Annotated in this window: 12 protein-coding genes; 7 read left to right on the top strand and 5 right to left on the bottom strand. The window is 39.9% G+C overall.

What is annotated here, in order from left to right; all coding sequences use genetic code 11:
* The first annotated feature begins 88 nt into the window (after positions 1 to 88).
* The 4 genes from FVQ77_01010 to FVQ77_00995 all read left to right on the top strand — a co-directional run bounded on the left by FVQ77_01010 (position 89) and on the right by FVQ77_00995 (position 10,423).
* Positions 89 to 4,717 carry a PKD domain-containing protein gene (locus FVQ77_01010; GenBank protein MBW8048924.1) on the top strand — a complete coding sequence of 1,543 codons (4,629 nt, stop codon included), beginning with the start codon at positions 89 to 91 and terminating at the stop codon, positions 4,715 to 4,717.
* A gap of 156 nt (positions 4,718 to 4,873) precedes the next feature.
* On the top strand, positions 4,874 to 7,051 hold the full coding sequence (locus FVQ77_01005; protein MBW8048923.1) for a T9SS type A sorting domain-containing protein: 2,178 nt from the start codon (positions 4,874 to 4,876) through the stop codon (positions 7,049 to 7,051).
* A gap of 46 nt (positions 7,052 to 7,097) precedes the next feature.
* The gene (locus FVQ77_01000; protein MBW8048922.1) at positions 7,098 to 9,773 is read left to right on the top strand and encodes a hypothetical protein; all 2,676 of its coding nucleotides are present in this window, start codon (positions 7,098 to 7,100) and stop codon (positions 9,771 to 9,773) included.
* A 248-nt stretch (positions 9,774 to 10,021) separates the two neighbouring features.
* The gene (locus tag FVQ77_00995) at positions 10,022 to 10,423 is read left to right on the top strand and encodes a hypothetical protein (protein ID MBW8048921.1); all 402 of its coding nucleotides are present in this window, start codon (positions 10,022 to 10,024) and stop codon (positions 10,421 to 10,423) included.
* A 66-nt stretch (positions 10,424 to 10,489) separates the two neighbouring features.
* Here FVQ77_00995 and FVQ77_00990 read toward each other — a convergent pair whose 3' ends face one another.
* A complete protein-coding gene (locus FVQ77_00990) occupies positions 10,490 to 11,044 on the bottom strand; it encodes a histidine phosphatase family protein (protein MBW8048920.1) in 555 nt (184 codons plus the stop codon).
* A gap of 229 nt (positions 11,045 to 11,273) precedes the next feature.
* On the opposite strand from FVQ77_00990, the gene topA reads away from it, so the two are divergent.
* Positions 11,274 to 13,592: a type I DNA topoisomerase gene (gene topA / locus FVQ77_00985; GenBank protein ID MBW8048919.1), complete on the top strand. Its 2,319-nt coding sequence runs from the start codon at positions 11,274 to 11,276 to the stop codon at positions 13,590 to 13,592.
* Positions 13,593 to 13,654: 62 nt separating this feature from the next.
* Here topA and FVQ77_00980 read toward each other — a convergent pair whose 3' ends face one another.
* On the bottom strand, positions 13,655 to 16,516 hold the full coding sequence (locus FVQ77_00980) for a T9SS type A sorting domain-containing protein (GenBank protein MBW8048918.1): 2,862 nt from the start codon (positions 16,514 to 16,516) through the stop codon (positions 13,655 to 13,657).
* A 153-nt stretch (positions 16,517 to 16,669) separates the two neighbouring features.
* On the opposite strand from FVQ77_00980, the gene FVQ77_00975 reads away from it, so the two are divergent.
* Entirely contained in the window at positions 16,670 to 16,849 is a 180-nt protein-coding gene (locus FVQ77_00975) for a hypothetical protein (protein ID MBW8048917.1), read from the top strand.
* 100 nt (positions 16,850 to 16,949) lie between these two features.
* Here FVQ77_00975 and FVQ77_00970 read toward each other — a convergent pair whose 3' ends face one another.
* From FVQ77_00970 to FVQ77_00960, 3 genes are all read right to left on the bottom strand, one after another.
* Entirely contained in the window at positions 16,950 to 17,144 is a 195-nt protein-coding gene (locus FVQ77_00970) for a hypothetical protein (GenBank protein MBW8048916.1), read from the bottom strand.
* Between the two features lie 186 nt (positions 17,145 to 17,330).
* On the bottom strand, positions 17,331 to 18,803 hold the full coding sequence (locus FVQ77_00965; GenBank protein MBW8048915.1) for a hypothetical protein: 1,473 nt from the start codon (positions 18,801 to 18,803) through the stop codon (positions 17,331 to 17,333).
* A 1,097-nt stretch (positions 18,804 to 19,900) separates the two neighbouring features.
* Positions 19,901 to 20,179, bottom strand: a complete 279-nt coding sequence (locus FVQ77_00960) for a type II toxin-antitoxin system RelE/ParE family toxin (GenBank protein MBW8048914.1) — start codon at positions 20,177 to 20,179, stop codon at positions 19,901 to 19,903.
* Between the two features lie 547 nt (positions 20,180 to 20,726).
* Here FVQ77_00960 and FVQ77_00955 point away from each other — a divergent pair.
* Complete coding sequence (locus FVQ77_00955; protein ID MBW8048913.1) at positions 20,727 to 21,428, top strand: NAD-dependent deacylase; 702 nt, start codon at positions 20,727 to 20,729, stop codon at positions 21,426 to 21,428.
* Positions 21,429 to 21,835: the final 407 nt, after the last annotated feature.

Raw genomic sequence — 21,835 nt, 5'->3', positions numbered from 1 at the left:
TTCAATGTTTTATTTAAACTAAGGATTTGGTCATTTTTTGACATAATCCCCACAACAATTAACAATTAACCATTAACTATTAAACATCATGAAAAAATTATCTACTGCATTAGCCATTAGCCTGGGAGCTATACTATGCAATGCCGGATCAGTAAACGCTCAGATAAGTTTCTCATCCGATTATTTAGGGCCTGCATGCGCGCCCCAAACGATTACTTTTGTCAATACCACCACCGATACGAATGCCTGGCGTTACGATTGGGATTTTGGCGATGGCTCTCCAACTGTTATTGATACATTAACAGATACAATTATCCATACCTATACAAATGGTGGATCTTTTTGGGTTTGGCTTTTGGTATATGATGATACTTTAGGATTCATCGGAGATACCAGTATGCAAATCGATGTATCCGGTTCTCAAGGCGCATTTTCTACGCCCGACAGCGCCTGTCCGGGAGATCTTGTGATGGTGAATAGCTGGGATAATGCCTCTTCCTTTGAATGGGATTTTGGTGACGGTTTTACATCTTCTACACAATGGGGAAATGAAATTCACACTTACAGCGCTCCGGGTACTTATGATATTAAACTAATTCAAAATACTTATGATTGCGGTTATGATACGATCATTCAAACCATTGTTATAAGTGGTTCAGTATCAGCAAATGCTGAAATGTTTTTTCAGCCGGACCCTGCCTGTCCCGGGGAACCTGTACATATATATATGTTTAGTCCTGCTGCATCCTGGTCCTGGGATTTTGGAGATGGGGATACCGCTAATTTACGAGATAATAAACATAGTTATGATACTGCGGGGTCTTATTATGTTACCCTGACAGCCACCAACGGCTGCGGTTTCTCAAAAACTATAACCGATACGATCGTAATTGATACCAATATAGCTATTCCTAACTGGATCTCTTTTAATACAAAATCTCCTGCCTGCCCTGGTGAACGTGTAGATCTTTACATTGACGGGGGTTATGCCAGTTATGTATGGGACTATGGAGATGGCAGTCCGATTGTTACAAAAACAGATAATTGGAATAGCTTTCATATTTTTAACGATACAGGCACTTTCGTTGTTTCAGTGACCGTTACCAATTATTGCGGAAAGGATACTACATTGGTTGATACAGTAGTGATTAATAATAACGTACCTATCCCGAATTCGGTAAATGCTTGGTCCTCACAAGATACAGCTTGCCCGGGTGATGCGATATTTTTAGGCACTGACCAGGGTTTTGCTGCTTATTTATGGAATTTTGGAGACGGGGATAGTGCCATGGGACCTGAATGGGCTGTTCATACTTATGATTCCATTGGCAATTTTACAACTTCTGTAACCTTAATTAATTATTGCGGTTTGGATACAACCTTATTCGGAACAATTACAGTAACTAATACCGCTGGCTTTCCTCAAGGGTTAGCCCTTGATATATTTCCAAACCCTGTTTGCCCGGGAGATATAGTAACATTGAGCAGCGATGATGGATATCAACTGCATTTATGGAATTTTGGAGATGGAGACAGTACCATGACCACCGGATCACAAATACAACATCAATATGCTTCGGTTGGCAACTATCCGGTCCTTATCGGGTTGATAAATGGATGCAATGACACTACTACACTCTTTGATACCATTGTAGTAAATATGAACGGTACCATTCCTCCTGCTGGCTTATTTTCTTTTCCGTTCTCTTCTGCCTGCCCTGGCGATGAAGTGCACTTCCTGGTAGAATTCCAGATGCAGAATGGAGGTGGAGGGGACCCTCCACCAAATAACTATACTTATTCCTGGGACTTCGGTGATGGTATAACAGATACAACAGTGGGTGTTGGCGCTTCGCACGTTTATACTAATACAGGAAGCTATACAACTACAGTAACAATTATAAACGGATGTGGAAATAGTGCTGCCTACACACTTCCCATTAATATTGATACCAACTCCATTCCAGTGTTAGCAGGTCAGGGTGATTTGTGGGGAATACCTGGCGAATCTGCCATAGCCGGCTGCCCTGGTGACGCCATATTGTTTTTTATGGCAGGCACAGGTAACAACACCTGGGATTTCGGGGATAGCACCGCGGGTGTTGCCACTGAAGTATTAATGACACCTATGGGCATACTTGTCACTATCATTAAACACGTATATGCAGATACAGGCACCTACCTCGTGAAATTGACCTTGACCAATGCATGCGGAAACAGTGTGACTGACTCAATGTATATCACGATAGGTGATAATCAACTCGCTGATGCCGGGATGTTCGTTGAATCTCCTTTAAGCGCTGACGGCTATACCACCTGTCAGAATATTAAATTTGTAGCTATTGGTGGTGCAGCGTTCTTATGGAATTTTGGCGATGGTGATACGATCATTACAAGTTCTCCTACAATAAATCATGTTTATTCAACACCGGACAACTATTTAGTTACTGTTTCAATGATCAATGGATGTGGTAACGTTGCTGTTTTTTCAGCAGCGATTACCGTAAGTGGTGTCAGTGGAGCTGCTTTAACCGTTATTCCAGCAGCCACAACCTGTAACGGTGGCAGTGACGGGAGCGCAACGGTTACAATTACAAACGGATCTCCTCCATACACATATTTATGGGATGATCCCTCCCAGCAAACGAATGATACCGCAGTTAATTTAAGCGCTGGTACATATAGTGTTACAGTAACTGAAGAGAATGGTTGCAGCACTACGGCAAGTGCAATCATCATCATCGAACCGGCTGGAATGACGCTTACAACAGGATCTGTTGACGCCAATTGCGGAAGTTCAGATGGCAGCGCTTTTGTTACTGCAACCGGGGGTGTGAGTCCTTATACCTATGCCTGGTCAAGTGGTGGTACTAATTTAATAGAAAACAATTTAGTTGCCGGAACCTACATGGTAACGGTAACTGATTTTGACGGTTGCAGCCAGTCAGCTGCTGTCAGCATCAATGAAAGTGGCGCAGGTACCGTTTCTGTAAATACAGTTACCGGTATTACCTGTAATGGCGGTTTAAATGGTTCTATAGATATCGCTGTAAGCAATGGTACTCCCCCTATCACCTATTCATGGTCAAACGGAGATACTACAGAAGATATTAGTAACTTAACTGCCGGAACCTATGAAGTAACGGTTACCGATTCTGCGGGTTGTAATGCTTTTGAAAGTATTACTATTATTGAACCTGATGGTATGAACATTACTACAAGCAGTACCGATGCCAATTGCGGGAGTTCAGATGGAAGTGTTACTGTAAATGTAACCGGGGGTATAGCGCCTTATAGTTATTCCTGGAATACCGGTGACACTACTACTGCGGTCACAAACTTATCTTCGGGATCATATTTGGTAACGATCACAGATGCAAACGGATGTGTTGACTCAGTTGCCGCTACTGTTAGTAATGTTGGCGCTCCAACCATTACTGTAAATGCAACGGATTTAAGTTGTAATGGTTCTGCTGATGGCGCTGTAACGCTCAATGTAACGGGTGGTAGTACGCCTTATTCATATTGGTGGTCAACAGGGAGCACTGTCCAAAACCAAACCAATATGATTGCTTTCACCTATTTCGTTACTGTTACTGACGCCAGCGGATGTGAAACCACGTTATCTATTGTGGTTGATGAGCCAGATCCTCTAAGTTTAACTGTTACAGGTATTGATGTTACCGGCTGCGGCATTTCTAATGGTAGCGCTGCTGCAAACGTGAATGGAGGAACCAGCCCCTATTCCTATACCTGGTCAACCCTTGATATTACACAAACCATTTCGGGCCAGCCGGAAGGCGTTTATTCTGTCACCGTGTCTGACGCCAACGGTTGCCCTGCTATAACCGACAGTGTAACAGTGGGATTAACCGTTACCGGGCAGGATATATGTTTGGTATCCCTTGATTCTGCCACAAATAAATATCTGGTAGTATGGGAAAAAACAGCCGGCCCTAACTCATACAATATCTACAGAGAGTCTGCTATTACAGGCGTTTATGACTCTATTGGAAATGTACCATACGCTAGTTTGAGCACCTTTGTTGATGCCGGTTCAAGCCCAGCTACAAAGTCTGATTTGTATAAAATTTCTGCTGTTGATTTGTGTAATAATAAATCAGCTAAAAGCGCTCACCACAGAACTATGCACCTGAACGTAAATCTTGGAATTGGAGTGATAAATTTGGGTTGGGATAATTACCAGGGATTCAGCTTTGGTTCTTACATCATTTGGAGAGGTGACTCGACAGGTATAAATCCCCTTGATACGATTTCCACCTCTTTTAATACCTATACCGATACGCTGCCACCTGCTGGTGATAGCCTCTATTACCAAATTGAAGTAATTCACCCAACAGGTTGTACTCCTGCATTGGCTAAAGTATTAACTTACAATTCAGCCAAATCTAATGTATCCAACCGGCTATTGCCTACCGGGATTACTGAGGGGGGTACCTCGCTTCGCCCGGTACAGGTTTATCCTAATCCTAACAGGGGCGTATTTACTTTATCTACGAATTACGAATTTAATACGAATTTACGAATTGTGGTTTATGACGTGCTGGGGCGGGTGGCTTGGTCAGTTGGGAGTGAAAATATAGCAATGGGCAATAATGAGATAGAGATTGATATGAGTAATCATCCTGCAGGCATTTATCATTTGCAGATTATAACAGATAAAGGAATAAGTAATACAAAGATAATTATAGAATAATTTTAGAGGTGCCCTTTAATAAATTTGCATAAACTTTGAGTCCACTCTAAAAAGTCTTTTTTGCCACAAAAGCACAAAAACACCCGCCTGCCATAGGCCTTTGGCGTGCAGGAAAAATCCCACTAAAAATTAACTAATTGATTTTCAGTATTTTGCATGAATATGAAAAACTTAAACAAACTCATTACGGCATTGATTATGATACCTGTAATCGTTTATGCCTTTGGTGCAAATGCTCAACAATCGGATCTCATAAGCTGGGAAAAAACTTATGGGGGATCCACTTTCGATGGAGCATTATCCATCAAACAAACATCAGATGGCGGATATATTACCTGCGGCTATGCCTATTCAAATGACGGAGATGTAAATGACCATTACGGAGCGCCATGGTATCCGGATGGCTGGGTAGTAAAATTAAATGCAGCTGGTGATACTTTATGGACTAAATCATTGGGAGGTACTTATGATGAATATGCCAATGATGTTATCCAAACAAATGACGGAGGTTATATTGTTGCTTTACAAACTAATTCAACTGATTCTTTCAGCCAGGGTGGTTGGGATTACTGGATTGTAAAATTGGACTCCATGGGTACTGTTGAATGGCAAAAAAACTATGGAGGAACAGGCACCGATAAAGCATTTTCAGTTGTTCAAACGAATGACGGCAACTACATGGTAGCCGGTTATTCTTCATCAACCGATGGAGATGTAACGGGAAATATTGGCGGCAGTACTGATTTTTGGATAATAAAAATAGATACTATCGGTAATATGATCTGGGATAAATCCTATGGAGGAACCAGTAGTGATATCGCATATTCTATAGAACCGACAAATGACTATGGATATATTATTGGGGGCTACTCCTATTCAAATGATGTGGATGTAGATACGAACAAGGGAGGAAGAGATTACTGGATTCTTAAAATAGATAGCGCCGGAAACATTGACTGGCAGAAAGCGCTTGGAGGAGCGTGGTGGGATATTTGCAGCAAAGTTATTCAAACTTCTGATGGTGGATATATTGCAGCAGGTTTCTCTGCGTCAGATGATGGAGATGCAACAGTTTGGCTTGGTGGATCTTACGACTATTGGATCGTTAAACTGGATAGTATTGGTACAATAGAATGGGAAAAAACACTTGGCGGATCCGATATTGACATTGCGAACTCAATTATTCAGTCCTCTGATGGTGGATATATGGTTGCCGTCTATTCAGCATCTAATGACAGTAATGTCACTTTTAATCATGGAAAAGAGGATTATTGGATCGTAAAGTTAGACACTGCAGGAAATATTCAATGGGAAGAATCGTTGGGGGGTGATAGTATTGATTATGCCTATTCTATTATTCAATTAAATGATGGTTCCTATGTAGTAGCAGGGTTTTCTCAATCCATGGAAGGAGATGTAACAGGTGTAAAGGGAAAAGAAGATTTTTGGATTGTAAAACTTAAATGTAATCCACCTGTGATCCCTGAGATATGTGTAGTAACGGTAGATTCAGCAACTCAGAAAAATCTTGTGGTGTGGGAAAAGCCTGCAGTAAATAATATTGCTTACTTTAATATCTATAAAGAAGGTATTGTTGCTTTTCAATACAACCTGATTGGGACCGTACCTTTTGATAGCTTAAGTATATTCCTGGATAACGCCTCTAATCCGAAAGTACAAGCTTACAGATATAAAATATCAATAGTTGATACCTGTGGTTATGAATCGCTGTTGAGTGATTCCAATAAAACAATACACCTGGCCATTACTCTTGGAATCCCTCCTGCAATAAATTTGATTATAGATGGATATGAAGGTTTTAATTTCCCCACTTACTACATCTGGGGTGGAAATGCTGGCGGGATGAATATAATAGACACTATTAATAGTACTTTACCACAATATACAGTACTAAATCCTGGTCCTACTGATTCACTGTTTTTTCTGGAATTACTTCACCCAACAGGTTGTACTGCAACCCCCCTTGCTAAAGTATTGATTTATAATTCGGCCAGGTCAAACGTAAGCAATAGAACGATACCAACAGGTATTTCAAACCCATCCCTACAAGTCGGGATGGGTTTCAACATATATCCTAATCCATATACCGGTAAGACAGAGATTTACTATAATCTGACGCAAAAAGCTAATGTAACACTGGAAGTACTTAATGTATTGGGTAAAAAGGTAAAAACTATAGTGAATAAAGTACAGCATGCCGGCAAATACCAATATAAGTTCGCTGGATCTGAAACAGAAAATTCTTCCGGTATCTTTATACTGAAATTAATTGTTAATGACAAAGTTTACACCAAACGATTGGTAAATTTGTAATAAAAACGTTTTATATTTGCCCATCCAAAAAAATTTTGAAAACGTAATGAAACCAATTAGTTTAGTAATCAAAGTTTGTATTTTTTTCTTCATTTTTCAATCTTCAATCTTCAATCTTCAGTCGTATGGCCAGTCATCCAAAGGTCTTTACCCTATCCGTAACTTTACCCCAAAAGAATATAAAGCCCAATCCCAAAACTGGACAATTGTCCAGGATAAAAGGGGAGTCATGTATTTTGGCAATCTCCAGGGTATTCTGGAATATGATGGTGTACACTGGAGATTTATCAAAACCACCCATGAGACTACAGTACGTTCCCTGGCAATAGATCAAATAGGGCGTATCTATGTAGGGGCTGTAGGTGAGATCGGTTATTTAGCGCCAGACTCCCTCGGCACGCTGATTTATCAATCATTGTTGAAATTAATACCTGAAAAGGATCTTGATTTTGGAGATGTATGGAATACTTATGCTACCAGTCATGGGATCTATTTTCAGTCTCCCAATAAGATTTTTAGATGGGATGGTAAAAACATGAAAATATGGCACGGTGAAGACCCTTCTAATTTTCACGTAATGTTTTATGTAAATAATAATATTTATGTGCGTCAACGGAAAATTGGCTTGGTACAAATGACAGATGAATCATTGGAGTTGGTGAATGGTGGGGAACAATTTGCTGAAGTTGCTGTTTTTACTATGCTTCCCCTCAACAGTGAAAAAATTCTTCTATCCACCCTCAAAAAAGGGTACTATATAATGTCTACAGAAAAAGCAACCGGCCAAATTCAATCTGTAAATATTTCCCCTTTCTATTCTCAAATGGATCGTTTTCTCAATGAAACAACAGTTTACAAAGGGAGCGTTTTAAACGAAAATAGTTTCTTATTAGGTACTACAAGTTCAGGGGTCGTTGTGATTGACCAGGCAGGAAATTTGACAGAATATTTTAATAAACAAACCGGCTTACAAGATTTAGTAATATGGAATCAAAGCCTGGACAAGCAAAAAAATCTATGGCTGGCATTGAGCGATGGCATTTCAAGAATAGAGATCAATTCCCCTATCACCTTTTTTAATGATAAGACCGGACTGGAAGGCACCGTAGAATCAATTGTGAGACATAATGGCATCCTGTACCTGGCTACAAACCTGGGCATTTATTATTTAAAAGATCAAGAAAGCAAGCAATCTCCCTTTGATCCTTATTTACCAAAGCTCATTGAAGGAATCCCCCCCCTTGAATGTTGGGATCTACTTTCTATTATTGATCATCCGTCAGGTATGGAAGATGTATTATTGGTTACAACAAATCAAGGAGTATTGCAGATCAATAAAAACCACCAGGTAGATCAAATAACTGAGAGCAACTCCTCAGCGCTGCATTTACACAAGCTTGACCCCTTCCGTCTTTTTATTGGACTGTCTGATGGCCTGGCTACAATATATTGGAATAATGGTAAATGGGTGGATGAAGGCCGGATAGATGGTATTGATGATGAAATTCGTAGTATAGCTGAGGACAAAAACGGAAAATTGTGGCTTGGTACTATTTCTAGCGGTGTATTCTCACTTGAATACTCCGTTAAAAACAACCGGTTATCCGCATCAGTGATGCACTACGACACTGCTAACGGTTTGCCGGGAGGGTGGGTATTTGTTCAACACGTTTTCAATAAAGTTATTTTTGCAACTGATAAAGGGCTTTATCAATTCAATGATGATCCTGATAAGCCACATTTTTATCCTGATACATCCCTGGGGAAAGAATTGGAAGATGAAATACAAAGTATTCACCGTATCACCCAGGATTATTTTGGAAATATTTGGATGGCTGTTATCAAGGGAGCCAACACCTTTGAATTAGGTTTTGCAAAATTAAACCAAAATAAAAACTATTCCTGGCATAATAAGCCCTTTTTAAAAATTGATGATAATGTTCAATCCATATACCACGAAAAAAATGGCATTACCTGGCTTGGAAACAGCAATGGCTTATACAGGTATGACCCCAACATAGATTATAACTTCAAACTGGATTATCCTGTACTGATCCGAAAAGTTACCCTGGGAAAAGATTCCCTGCTATTTCAGGGAACATATTTTGATGAAATACCGGAACTAAAATACAAAGATCTGAATTATAAATTTGTTTCATTGGATCAGCCCGAGGCGCTTAAACCTGAATTAACCTATCAATATAACTCACTGACCTTTGAATTTGCAGCTCCGAGCTTTGTCAATGAAGAAGCAACGCTATATCAATACAAATTAGAAGGCTTTGACCAGGAATGGAGTAACTGGAGTGAAGAAACAAAAGCCGTTTATACCAACCTGCCGGCAGAAAAATATACTTTTAGAGTAATAGCAAAAAACCTCTACAAACATCTGAGTAAGGAAGGAACTTATGAATTCAAGATAATACCCCCTTTTTATGACACATGGTGGTTTTCTGGCTCGCAAATAGGGATTATTGCCTTATTATTCTTAATGTCATTTTTATTTGGTAAAGGAGGAAAAGGAGCAAAAATATCATCCATGCTGGCTACTGTAAGTATCGTCATCGTATTTGAATATTTTCAAAATTATGTTGAAGACAACCTTGAAGATTTTTTTGGTGGAGTTGGTTTCTTAAAAATCATGCTCAACGTAGCGCTTGCTCTCTCACTAATACCCCTCGATCATCTGATAACAAAATTCCTGCTGCATAAAAAAGATTGATGGTGATATAAGTGTTTTACCAATGGGCATCTCTAAAAACTACATATTTTTTAAAACACACCCCTTGCCCCTCTTGATAGAGGGGAATGTATGGTGTAGTTTTTAGAGATGCCCCAAATACAGAAACCTTATTGTAAAAAATGTCTAATATTTCTTTAAATAATAAATAATATTATTTAACTTTGGCACGATTTTCTCGTAGTAAAAAGATTGTATAAATTTTATTAAACCATTAAACACTTGTAATTATGAAAAAGTTAATTGTATTAAGTTTAGCCTTTGGTTTTATTGGCATATTATCTGCCAAGGCACAAACCGAAGAGAAAAAAGTAGTAAAAAAGGCAGAGCCCGTTGAGGTTCAAAAAGAAGTAAAAAAGGCAGAGCCCGTTGAGGTTAGAAAGGAAGCAACAAAAAAAGAAGCTGTTAAAGGTGAAACTGCTACCAATGATCTCAGCGCTTCAGCTAAGAAATTGGGGTCCTGCTGCAAAAAGTCAATGAAAGAAGGCAATCAACCTTGCTGCTCCAGAGAGTTTAAAGACAAGAAATCATGCTGTTTGAAGAGATTGGGTAGTGGCAAAGATGCTTGTTGTGCTAAAGCTTCCGCCAAAAAAAGTTCGCCAACAAAGGGAACTAAAGGGAAAGTAGAATAAAACTTTCTTTGACACTACAAAATAATAACCCATCCCGAATTTTAGGGGTGGGTTGTTTTATAGTACTTATTCTTCACTGTCCGGGTACTCAAACCATTCCAATGAACCTATTCCGGGAGAGACCTCTTTCCAGGTTGTGATATCAAATCTTATTTTCACAACACCGCAAGTAGGAAAATTGCCTATTTCTTCTTTTGTCAAATGTTCTGCCGTATAAGAAGTCGTAGGATCATGTCCAACGATCATCACGTTTTTATATTTGTCCTCAAGCTCATTAATAAATATCAATAAGGTTCTGACTGAAGATTCATAAATTTCTTCATCATAAACAATCCTGGAAGACTTATATTTTAAGTGTTCTGCGATCAATTCAGTAGTTTGTTTTGCCCTTATGGCCGGACTTGAGATCAATAGATCTGGTTTGACGGCCAGATCCATTAATTTTCTTCCTATCTTGTGTACATCCCCTACTCCGCTTATAACGAGCGTTCTATCATAATCATGCTGCCTCGTTGTTGACTTTTCAGCTTTCGCATGCCGTACTAAATACAAGTATTTCACTATAAAAAAATATGCTTTTAAATTAGCAATGAGCTTTTTTAACAAAGTGTAAAATTGCATAAAAGTTTATTATTATAAAAATAAAAAAAATTTTTTATTTGGAAAAAAATCTAAATCTTTGCAAAAAAATAGCCACAAAGACACCAAGACACAAAGGTTCACGACTGTGTGTCCCAACAAGTCGGGATGCGCAGGCACAAAGTTTTTTTATAAAAAATCTGTGTAATCTGTGCAACTAAATTATCTTTGTGTTTCTTTGAGCCTTGGTGTCTTTGTGGCGAAAAAAACGATGTCAAAAAATATAGTCATAGTTGAATCACCGGCAAAAGCCAAAACTATTGAGGGTTATTTAGGCAAAGATTTCCTGGTAAAGTCTTCTATGGGTCATGTGAGAGACCTTCCTAAAGATGATTTCGGTATTGAGATAAATAATGGATTTAAACCTACCTATATAATTTCAAAAGATAAAAAGGAAATAGTATCGCAATTAAAAAAACTTACCAAAGAAGCAGAAACAGTGTGGTTAGCCACAGACGATGACCGTGAAGGTGAAGCCATTTCCTGGCATCTTACCAAAGCCCTTGACCTTGATGATGCAAAATTACGCAGGATCGTATTCAGGGAAATAACAAAACAGGCTATTTTAAACTCTATCCGGAACCCAAGAGATATTGACATTAACCTTGTCAATTCCCAACAGGCAAGAAGGATTTTAGACCGGTTAGTTGGCTATGAACTTTCTCCTGTTTTATGGAAAAAAATTAAGCGGGGTTTGTCTGCCGGCAGAGTCCAATCGGTGGCTGTACGGCTTATTGTTGAAAGAGAAAGGGAAATAGACGGTTTTAAGTCTTCCTCAACTTTTAAAATAACTGCATTTTTTGATCTGGGTGACGGTAAATTGCTGGAAGCAGAGCTATCTGAAAAATTTGCAACAGAAGAAGAAGCAGAAGTGTTTTTACAAGCATGCCTGGGAGCTGCTTATAGCATTAAAAATTTAGAAAAAAAACCCGGGAAAAAATCCCCTGCCCCACCATTTACTACCTCTTCCTTGCAACAGGAAGCCAGTATAAAATTGGGGTTTTCTGTGTCACAAACCATGACCCTTGCCCAGCGTCTTTATGAGGATGGGAAAATATCTTATATGAGGACAGATTCGGTAAATCTCTCAGAGCACGCATTACAAATCGCAAAAAATGAGATAATTAATACTTATGGTGAACCTTATTCCAATACAAGGAGATATAAAACAAAATCTCAGACTGCCCAGGAAGCGCACGAGGCTATAAGGCCCACTGATTTTACCGTAAATAATGCGTCAACGGACAGAAATCAACAAAGATTATATGAACTGATCCTGAAGAGAGCCATTGCCTCACAGATGGCTGATGCACAGATAGAAAAAACCATTGCCACCATTACAATTTCTACTGTCCCTCAAACCTTAACAGCAACCGGTGAAGTCGTAAAGTTTGATGGATTTCTAAAGGTTTATACCGAATCTGCTGACGAAGAAAACCCGGATGAATCAAACAATAAGATGCTCCCACCACTTAAGATAAACCAGGTTCTGGACCTTGACAGGATGAAAGCCACGCAAAAATTCTCCAGACCTCCTGCACGATTTACTGAGGCCAGCCTGGTAAAAAAACTTGAAGAATTGGGTATCGGACGGCCCTCAACTTATGCCCCTACTGTCTCTACCATTCAGAAAAGAGGGTACATTGTTAAAGAAAGCAGGGAAGGGAAAAATAGAAATTATAAAGAGCTTATACTAAAAGATGATCAAATTAAAGTTCTGACTAACTCTGAAATTACAGGAACGGAAAAAGCAAAATTATTCCCAACAGATATTGCAAGGATCGTTAACGACTTCCTGATCGAACATTTCCCCATAGTTACCGATTATTCTTTCACAGCAAAAATTGAGGAAGAATTAGACGAGATCGCTTCCGGAATGAAAGAGTGGCAAAAGATGATTGCAAACTTTTATGACGGTTTTCATAAAAGGGTAGAAAATACTGAAAATATTGACAGATCTACTTTAGGAACTATCAGTGAGTTAGGCAATGAACCCGAATCCGGGAAAAAAGTAATTGCCAGGATAGGTAAGTTTGGGCCTATGGTTCAGATGGGTGAAAGTACAGATAGCGAAAAGCCAAGATTCGCCAGTTTATTAAAAGAACAACGGTTAGAGACTATCACCCTTGAAGAAGCCCTGGAGTTATTCAAGCTGCCGAGAGAGGCGGGCATTTATGAAAACAAACCTATGATCGCAGCTATTGGTAGGTATGGACCGTATATAAAACACGATAACAAATTCTATTCCATAGGCAAAGAAGATGATCCATTGACGATCACCGCAGAAAAAGCTATAGAGTTGATAGCAGCAAAAAGAAAGGCTGATGCAGAAAGAACGATCAAAATATTCGATGAAGATCCGGAAGTAAAAGTTTTAAATGGCAGATGGGGCCCCTACATCTCTGCCGGGAAGAAAAATGTAAAAATCCCAAAAGATAAAGACCCGGAATCGCTCACGCTGCAGGAATGTCTTGAACTGGCAGCCAATGCACCCGTGAAGAAAGGAGGAAGGAAGTGGAGGGAGAAGTAAAAGAAGTTGACAGTTGACAATTGACAATATTGCCAACTGTCAACTGCCTACTGCCTACTTTTTCAATATTCCACCAACTGTTTAGTGTAAACATCTTCTCCTGCTATAAGCTTCAGAATATAAACCCCGGAAGAATAACCCAGCTCCTTTGCACTAAAACTATACCGGTAATTCCCGCTGTTTTGTTCCCCGTTAACCAATACCTGTATCTTTTTGCCCAAAACATTAAATACTTCTAAGAGCACATCTGCTTTTTCAGGTAAAGTATAGCTTATCTGAGTCACACCCGAATATGGATTGGGAAAAACCTGTACCGGGCGAAGCGAGGTACCCCCCTCAGTGATCCCCGTAGGCAATAGCCTGTTGGATACATTTGACCTGGCTGAATTGTAAACTAACACCTTACTCAGATTTGGATCACAGCCCGTAGGGTGCTTTACTTCAACAACGTAATAGAGGTCTTCATTAGGAGGCGGTAAAGGATCAGTAAAGGAAGTAAGATTGCTTGCCAGCGAATCCAGAGTTACCCAGCCGGTTGATACGGTATATCTGAGAACATAATATGTGGAAAATAGAAAATCTCCTTCATAGTGATCCCAGTTCAGGTTTATTTTAGGGGGTAATCCTAAACCTATAGTCAAATGCATGGTCTTATGATCTGTACTTAATTCCGATTCATTAAGGCATGAATCTACCACCTGCATCTTATATCTCCACGATCTGACCGTTGGATCCGATAAGCTATCTACGAACACGCTTGTGGTGTTTACAGGCACGTTTCCTATCAAATAATAAACATTAATCTGAGAACTCTCTTTATATATGTTGTATGATAGAACTCCCTCTGTTTGTGTTTTCTCCCATACGATCTGGTTCTTGCCCGAAGCGCTGTCAACTGTGACAAGACAAATTGAAGCTGCTACTGAAGGTATTCCTGATATGTGAGCGCTTTCTGTTGATATACAGTTGTTTGTATCGGTTACAGCTACATTATACGTTCCTGAAGATACATTTACCAGGTCTTCATTGGTAGAACCATCTGACCATAAGTAGGTAAATATCCCTGACCCGCCTGTTACGCTGATATAAATAGAGCCTAAAGAAGCGCCACATCCTCCATCTATGATTGAATCTATGGTTATTGTCGCTCCACCTACGTTACTTACGGCAACGTTGACTGAGTCAGTACAGCCGCTAACATCTGTAACGGTTAAAGTATAAACTCCTGCTGCCAGGCCGGTTTCAGTGGAGTCAGTTCCACCATTAGACCATGCATAAGTATAGGCGCCTGTTCCACCACTTACACTCACAGATGCGCTGCCGTCGTTGTTGCCGCAATTGGCATCGGTTGTAGTGATCATAAAGCTAAATGCATTGGGCTGGGTAAGCGTAACGCTTTGATTGGTAATACATCCGTTTGAATCTGTAACGGTCACTTCATAAGGCCCTGCCACTAAATTAGAAATGAAAGGGTTTATACTTCCATTTGACCACAGGTAAGCGTAAGGTTGCGTGCCACCGATTACTGAAATAGTTATAACTCCATCTGAACCACCACTACAGGTAATATCTGTTGAAAGAACATTATCGATCACCGGACCGTCTGCATCGCTGATCGCGGCAAGGGCAAAATTAGAACAACCATTAACATCGGTTACTGTTACTACATAAATACCGGAAGACAAACTAACAGCAATATCAAGCGTATCGCCACTTGACCAGGCATACATGTAAGGTGGTATGCCATTACTGACACTCACAGATGCGCTGCCGTCTGCGTTGCCACAAGTCGAATTTGTTGGAGTGATGGTGAGTATCATTTCAGGCGGTGAATTAATTGTTACACTTGCTGTATCTGTGCAGCCGGCTGAGTCAGTTACTATTACGTTATAGGTTCCCACACATAAATTATTTGCCGTGGAATTTGTCTGCGCTGCCGGATCATCCCAAAGGTGGCTGTAAGGTTGGGTGCCTCCCGATGCAAATACAGAGGCTATCCCATCACATACTGCAATACATGAAGCATCTAAATCAGACGTAAAAAGTGTTAAACCAGATGGGGATGAAATAGAAGCTATATTAGACGTGGAAGCGTTATATACGAGTACCTTAAATGAAGCAGTACACCCTGTAGAATGAGGTACTTCTATCATATAATACAGATCGCCACATGGAGGGGAAGGGTCTGTATAGGAGGTATTACCACTTGCTAATGAATCTAACTTTACCCATCCTGTTGATGTTGAATATCTGTAAACATAATAAGTACTAAAAGCAAAACCCTCATAATTTTCCCAAACCAAATTTATCGTTGGTGGAATTCCCGGCACAACAGCTAAGTGTATAGTCTTTTGTGCAGCGCTCAGGGTTGATTCGATGCCTGATGAATCGACTACCGAGATCTTATACCTCTCAGATTTAACCTGCGGGGTTGAACCAGGATCAACAAAGACACTAAAGTTATTATAAAGTACATTGCCAATAGAGTCATAAACACCTGCTATTGGTGATTCTCTGTAAATATTAAAAGAAGCAACACCTGCAGCCGGTACAGGTTTATCCCATACAACCATGTTTTTACCGGTAGCGCTATCAATAGTAACAAGACAGATGGGAATGGATGGAATGAGAGAAACGGTTGTCCAGGGCTGCTGAAAACCTTGTGTCAGGTAGTTGGAGCCGGCAAAAAAGGTAGTCACATTGGGCGGCTGCCCGAATGTATAAGACAATGAGTACCCGCCTGCACTTTGATACGTGCCGCCTGAAGAGAGCGTTTTTGGAGCATTTGATTGGCTGTAGCCGCTGATGCTGCACAAAAGCAGTAAGCAGCAGGCAGTTGACAGCAGGCAATATTGTCGACTGTGAATTGTCAACTGCCTGCTTCTTTGGGATTTAGTGTTTTTTAGTAGCATTTTTTTAATCATTTTAATGTGTTAATCTTGCCCCGCATATGTGCGGGGTAATTTTCCCTCTATCCTTTCCAGAATTTTTGTCTGGTTCTCCAACATTTTACCTAAAACAGCTAAACCAATTCCAGGTAAACCAAAAGCTATTTCCATTGTTAATATTTTTTTCTCATGAACCGGCAAAGTTATTTACTCATTTATCATGAACTGCCTGCTACCGACTACCTAATGCCTGCTACCGACTGCCGACTGCCAACTGCTGACTGTCTACTGCCAACTGCCAACTGCCTACTGCCAACTGCCGACTGCCTACTACCTACTGCCAACTGCCGACTGCCGACTGTCTACTGATTTGTCCCGGGCCGTGCGTTTTCCCTTTTCCTGAATATTAAAGAAAATCAGGAACACAATACCACCCAGTATAGCGATACTAAATAAAATGATTAATCCTTCAACCATTGGGTTTATCTTTAGGTGTTATGAAATAAGCCAGACACATTAACAAAATAAATGCAAAACCGGTGATTATATAAACAAGAGCTGAAAACTTTTCTGCCAGTAAAGACCCCAGCACTCCTGCTGTAAGTGTATATTTTGCTGCATCAGCGAAAATGATTCCGATTACTTTTCTCCTTTCCCTGTTCATTTGAATTTCTATGCTTTTGCAAACTTATAAGATAAACTTTTTGTTAAATATACGTAATTTATCCTTAATGCTCATTAAAAAAATTTCGACCCGCTACCCCGCACATAAACAGCGTAGGTACAGCATTGATTATGTGCGGGGCGAAGCGGGTATATTAAATTGTCAAATTGACAAATTGTCAAATAATCAGTCCTTTACGCACCTAACGCTATACCCGTACATCTTAGGATTGTTAAGGCGGAGCACCTGATCGGTATCCTTGGACAGGGAGCGGAACCAGGCACTAATAGCGCTACTCTCGGCAGCAGTCCACCAGAAACCGGTGGTACCGACAAAGTTGAACGCGCCAGCCAAGGAGTTGCCACCCGGAAGGGCGTTGAAATTGCTGGTGTTGGTGGCGCCTGTGTTGGGAGTGTTCCAACAGGGAAGTGTGCCACAAATTGGCGTTACTTTCATCTTGCCGCCTTCATCGGTTCCACGCCAGGCTGTGGTAGTTACATCAAAAGGAAAATCAGTAGCGCAGCTTCCGCTTGTGCAAACTGCCCTTTCAAGTGTTGTCCATTCATCATGGGTGGGCAGGTGCCAGCCGGTGGGGCAAACGCCTTGCACATTACCGGAAAAGGGCGTAGTTGGCGAGGTAGAATTGCTTGCTCCATCTAAGTATTGAACCGCCTCTCCCCATTCGTATAATCCGCCAAAAGGGCAGGTAGTATCATTAAACCCGGCAAGATCCTGACAATATTTTTGAATAACGAAATTATTGGTTTGTCCGCCTGAAACTACCGGAACATAAGTACCTACATTAAGGTTTTCCGCCATCCAGCATTGGGTGCCGATTTGAACTGTTTGGTACCAATTTCCATCTGCATCCTGGACAGAATTTGTTCCACAAACAAAATTTGCATCAAAAAGTCCGGGTATTATCACAAAATTTGAATTACTAATAAATAATGTATCCCCTGATATTGAAAAATTTTGTAATTCATTGGTCGGGTCGGAATCTGTAAGAATAACCGAGTTTCCGCTACTGATATTTAAAGTGTCATTAGATAATGATAAGGTTTGCAATTCATTGGTCAGGTCGGTATCGGTAAGAATAACCGAATTTCCACTGCTGATATTTAAAGTGTCATTAGATAATGATAAGGTTTGCAATTCATTGGTAGAATCGGCATCAGCATCCGGTGCGGAAGAGTTTGCATAAGCAGCCGTATCGCTATTATTTGCAAAAAAGGCATAAGGCACTGTCAATATCTGCTCGGTGCCCATAAGGATGTAAACAGTACCTCCGGCAGGGTCCATTTCGATTTTGAGATAATGTGTGGTGTCGCCCCATGCTATAGCTGCAATGGATGTTGCCGCGCCCCCGGTTTTGATACCCTGTCCGATCACGAGGTTAAACAGGCCAAACTGGTTGGTGGTATCCGCATGGGTTTCTTCCCATTCAAGAGTGCCGGATGTAGAACCGCTGAGGATAGATGCCCTGATGCTGATAACGGTATTTGACAAAACAGCGCCTGTACTGTCGCGGGCAATGGCTTGGTAGTTTACCCCCGCTTGTGCCATACAGTTGGCAGTAGGCAGCAGGCAGTAGGCAATAAGAGATGCTGCAACTATTACATTCTTTGCCTTTTTTGATGTTTTAGTAAATTTGTTCATAATTGATAAGTGTTTTAGTGGAAATGTTGTTAAATTGTTATATTGATACTATTTTTAAGAATTGTCTTCATATCCGAACCTAACTTTAATAAGTCAGGGTTTGTTAATGTTTTATTTATGAAAAGAGTTTCGCAAGGTTAAATAAAATTTTTATTTAATACAATTTTTTAATTAAAGATTTTTAATTTTATATAAGCCCTATATTCCACGTGCTGCCGGGTGTTTCCACCCGGCAAACTCTGTCAGTTGGAAACACCTGACAGCGCTTTAATGAACAAAAATATGCTGATTAAGAAAGTGTATTTTTTTGTCATTATTATTATTCAATTAAGCCTTTTTTTGCTACCTCCATATCATCATCTCTAAATAGCCAAAATAAATAGCTTAGCAGCATAAATAAAATAGCCACAGATGCGATGATAATTGCTATTGTTCCAATCATATTATTTTGCCATTAGAACAGGTGAACTTGAATAAGAATTCTGCCCCTTGTCAGGTGGAAACCCCGAGGAATTCGGGGCAGGCACCTGACAGCACATACCGAGGTTGCCTAAATTCTTTTCAGAATGTGAAACTTTTTCAGCGTTTCTTCAGCGAATCTATTAATAATTAGTTTAAACATTCTTCATTAACTTCTTCTTCAATTCTTTCCAATTTTTACCGGGCCCGGTCTGTGCTTTCATTGCCTCTAAAACAAGTATAGTATCCAACAGGTCTTCATATTTATATAGGGCAACTTTTTCAAGTTTTCTGACCTCTCTTGTAGTTGTCATTTTCTCATCCATATTTTTTTGTTTTGATTGGGCATCTCTAAAAACTACACCATATATTCCCCTCTATCAAGAGGGGCAAGGGGTGTGTTTTAAAAAATATGTAGTTTTTAGAGATGCCCGATTGTTAATATTTTATACAATTATACAAAATTTCATCATAAATGTTGTCTTACTAAACCCCGCTCAAACCCGCAAGGTTTTTGAAACCTTGCGGGTTTTGGACTGAAAGAGTTATAGAGGAAACTTACATAATAATTTTTATCTGATAACCTGACAGGAGTTGCGCGACCTGTCAGGATTTATCACCATAATTGTTTATTGCTGTTAATTTTTCATTCTTCTTTTTTCTTCCCAAATTTTAGGATTTCGGCTGGTGTGCACAACGGCAAATACTTTTACGATAAACTTTGATTCATCAACAGTGAAATGCACCAAAAATGGAAATTTTTTAATGAGCATGCAATGCACATCGGCATAACGTATGGCGTAGCCATTCGGATTGATTTTTAAAGAATTGATTTGGAACTTTACTTGTTTTTGAAAACGAGAACCACAGCCAGGCACTTGTTCGTTATACCAGTCAGTAGCTTCCTGTATGTCCAATAGGGCATCCGTATCAACTTTTACTTTGTACCTTCATCACTAGGGTTTAAGTAATTTAGAGCCCTCGTCCCAATCCAAAAGCCTTTCGGGATTTTTCTTTGCCTTTTTCATTATTTAAAGGTAGTTGAAATCTTTTGGTTTCGTTACAAATATAAGAAATTTTCAGAGAAACTCTTTTTATCTAACTTATTTTCAAAAGTTGGAGCAGATATTTTTTTAATTGCAAAAAATATGGTGTAAAAGATGTGTTTGAAATGGATGAAAAAATAAAAAAAGGTTTTATTCCTGAAAATGAAGGACATGATGATTTTTTCAACCTTGATAATCTGGAAGCAGAAAGAGATAAAATAAGGACGATCTTAGATAATTTTTAATGATTGAGTTAGAAAATATAAAAAAAATATATTAGCAAATAATATTATGAGTTTCCCAAATTTTCAAACCAAAAAAATTTAGACGCGAATTACACGAATTTCACTAATTATATTTAGTTATTATTTTTTTGTGTAATTAGCGAAATTAGTGTCAAAATTTTCTTAGTGTCTTAGTGGCAAAAAAATCAAAAATAGTAGTCCTGACCGGTGCGGGAATAAGTGCTGAAAGCGGCATAAAAACATTCCGCGATTCAGGTGGATTGTGGGAAGGGTATGAAGTTACAGAAGTAGCATCCCCGGAAGGCTGGGCACGAAATCGTGAGCTGGTGCTGGAATTTTATAATATGCGAAGGAAGAACGTACTGGAAGCAAAGCCTAACGCTGCCCACCTCGCTTTGCCCAAATTAGAGAAAAAGTACGATGTAACTGTCATAACGCAAAACATTGATAACCTGCACGAACGGGCAGGATTAACCAACGTGATCCACCTTCATGGAGAGATCTTTAAATCACAAAGCACAGCAGACCCTGCCCTCATCTACGAATGTAAAGAGGATATTAAACCAGGTGATAAATGCGAAAAAGGCTCACAACTCCGGCCCTTTATTGTGTGGTTCGGAGAAGCGGTTCCTATGATGGAAAAAGCTGTGCAGGAAACGCTCACTGCTGATATTTTAATAGTGGTGGGTACTTCTCTTGTCGTATATCCTGCAGCCGGATTGATTGACTATGTTTCTAATGAAGTTCCTAAATACGTTGTTGATCCCAATATGCCTGCTGTAATCCCAAGACCAAACCTGCATTTGATTGAGAAAAAAGGGAGTGTTGGAGTGCCGGAATTGGTTAATGAATTGTTAGCGCATGGAAGTACTTAGTTGCAAAAGTAATAGTTATTACGACACTCAATTACTTGAAACGGGATAAATTGTCGCATTCATAAGTTGGCAGTTGGCAGCAGCAGTTGGCAGTTTCCCGCACACGACTGCTCACTGCCGCTGCCAACTCTAAAGTGCGATAATTTATCCCGTTCGCAGTATAAAGTCAAACGCAGCGAAACTGCAAACAAATTGTCTTGGCTATATTTTAGAATAGCGTGTTAAACTGTATCTTAAGCTACGTAAATGTACACAAAATTGATAAAGTCAGCAGTCGGCAGTCGGCAAAAAAGCAAAAAAACAATTGCCGACTGCCGACTGCCGACTGCGGACTGCCGACTGCGGACTGCCGACTGCGGACTGCCGACTGCGGACTGCCGACTGCGGACTGCCGACTGCGGACTGCC

The sequence above is a fragment of the Cytophagales bacterium genome (assembly GCA_019456305.1).
Taxonomy (GTDB): domain Bacteria; phylum Bacteroidota; class Bacteroidia; order Cytophagales; family VRUD01; genus VRUD01.
This window is presented reverse-complemented; position numbering and strand designations above follow the sequence as displayed.

Coding starts and splice junctions, on each gene's coding strand:
- FVQ77_00975 (MBW8048917.1), top strand. CDS start 16,670: ATGAACCGGCAAAGTTATTTACTCATTTATCATGAACTGCCTGCTACC.
- FVQ77_01010 (MBW8048924.1), top strand. CDS start 89: ATGAAAAAATTATCTACTGCATTAGCCATTAGCCTGGGAGCTATACTA.
- FVQ77_00980 (MBW8048918.1), bottom strand. CDS start 16,516: ATGATTAAAAAAATGCTACTAAAAAACACTAAATCCCAAAGAAGCAGG.
- FVQ77_01005 (MBW8048923.1), top strand. CDS start 4,874: ATGAATATGAAAAACTTAAACAAACTCATTACGGCATTGATTATGATA.
- FVQ77_00965 (MBW8048915.1), bottom strand. CDS start 18,803: ATGAACAAATTTACTAAAACATCAAAAAAGGCAAAGAATGTAATAGTT.
- topA (MBW8048919.1), top strand. CDS start 11,274: ATGTCAAAAAATATAGTCATAGTTGAATCACCGGCAAAAGCCAAAACT.
- FVQ77_00970 (MBW8048916.1), bottom strand. CDS start 17,144: ATGAACAGGGAAAGGAGAAAAGTAATCGGAATCATTTTCGCTGATGCA.
- FVQ77_00995 (MBW8048921.1), top strand. CDS start 10,022: ATGAAAAAGTTAATTGTATTAAGTTTAGCCTTTGGTTTTATTGGCATA.
- FVQ77_01000 (MBW8048922.1), top strand. CDS start 7,098: ATGAAACCAATTAGTTTAGTAATCAAAGTTTGTATTTTTTTCTTCATT.
- FVQ77_00990 (MBW8048920.1), bottom strand. CDS start 11,044: ATGCAATTTTACACTTTGTTAAAAAAGCTCATTGCTAATTTAAAAGCA.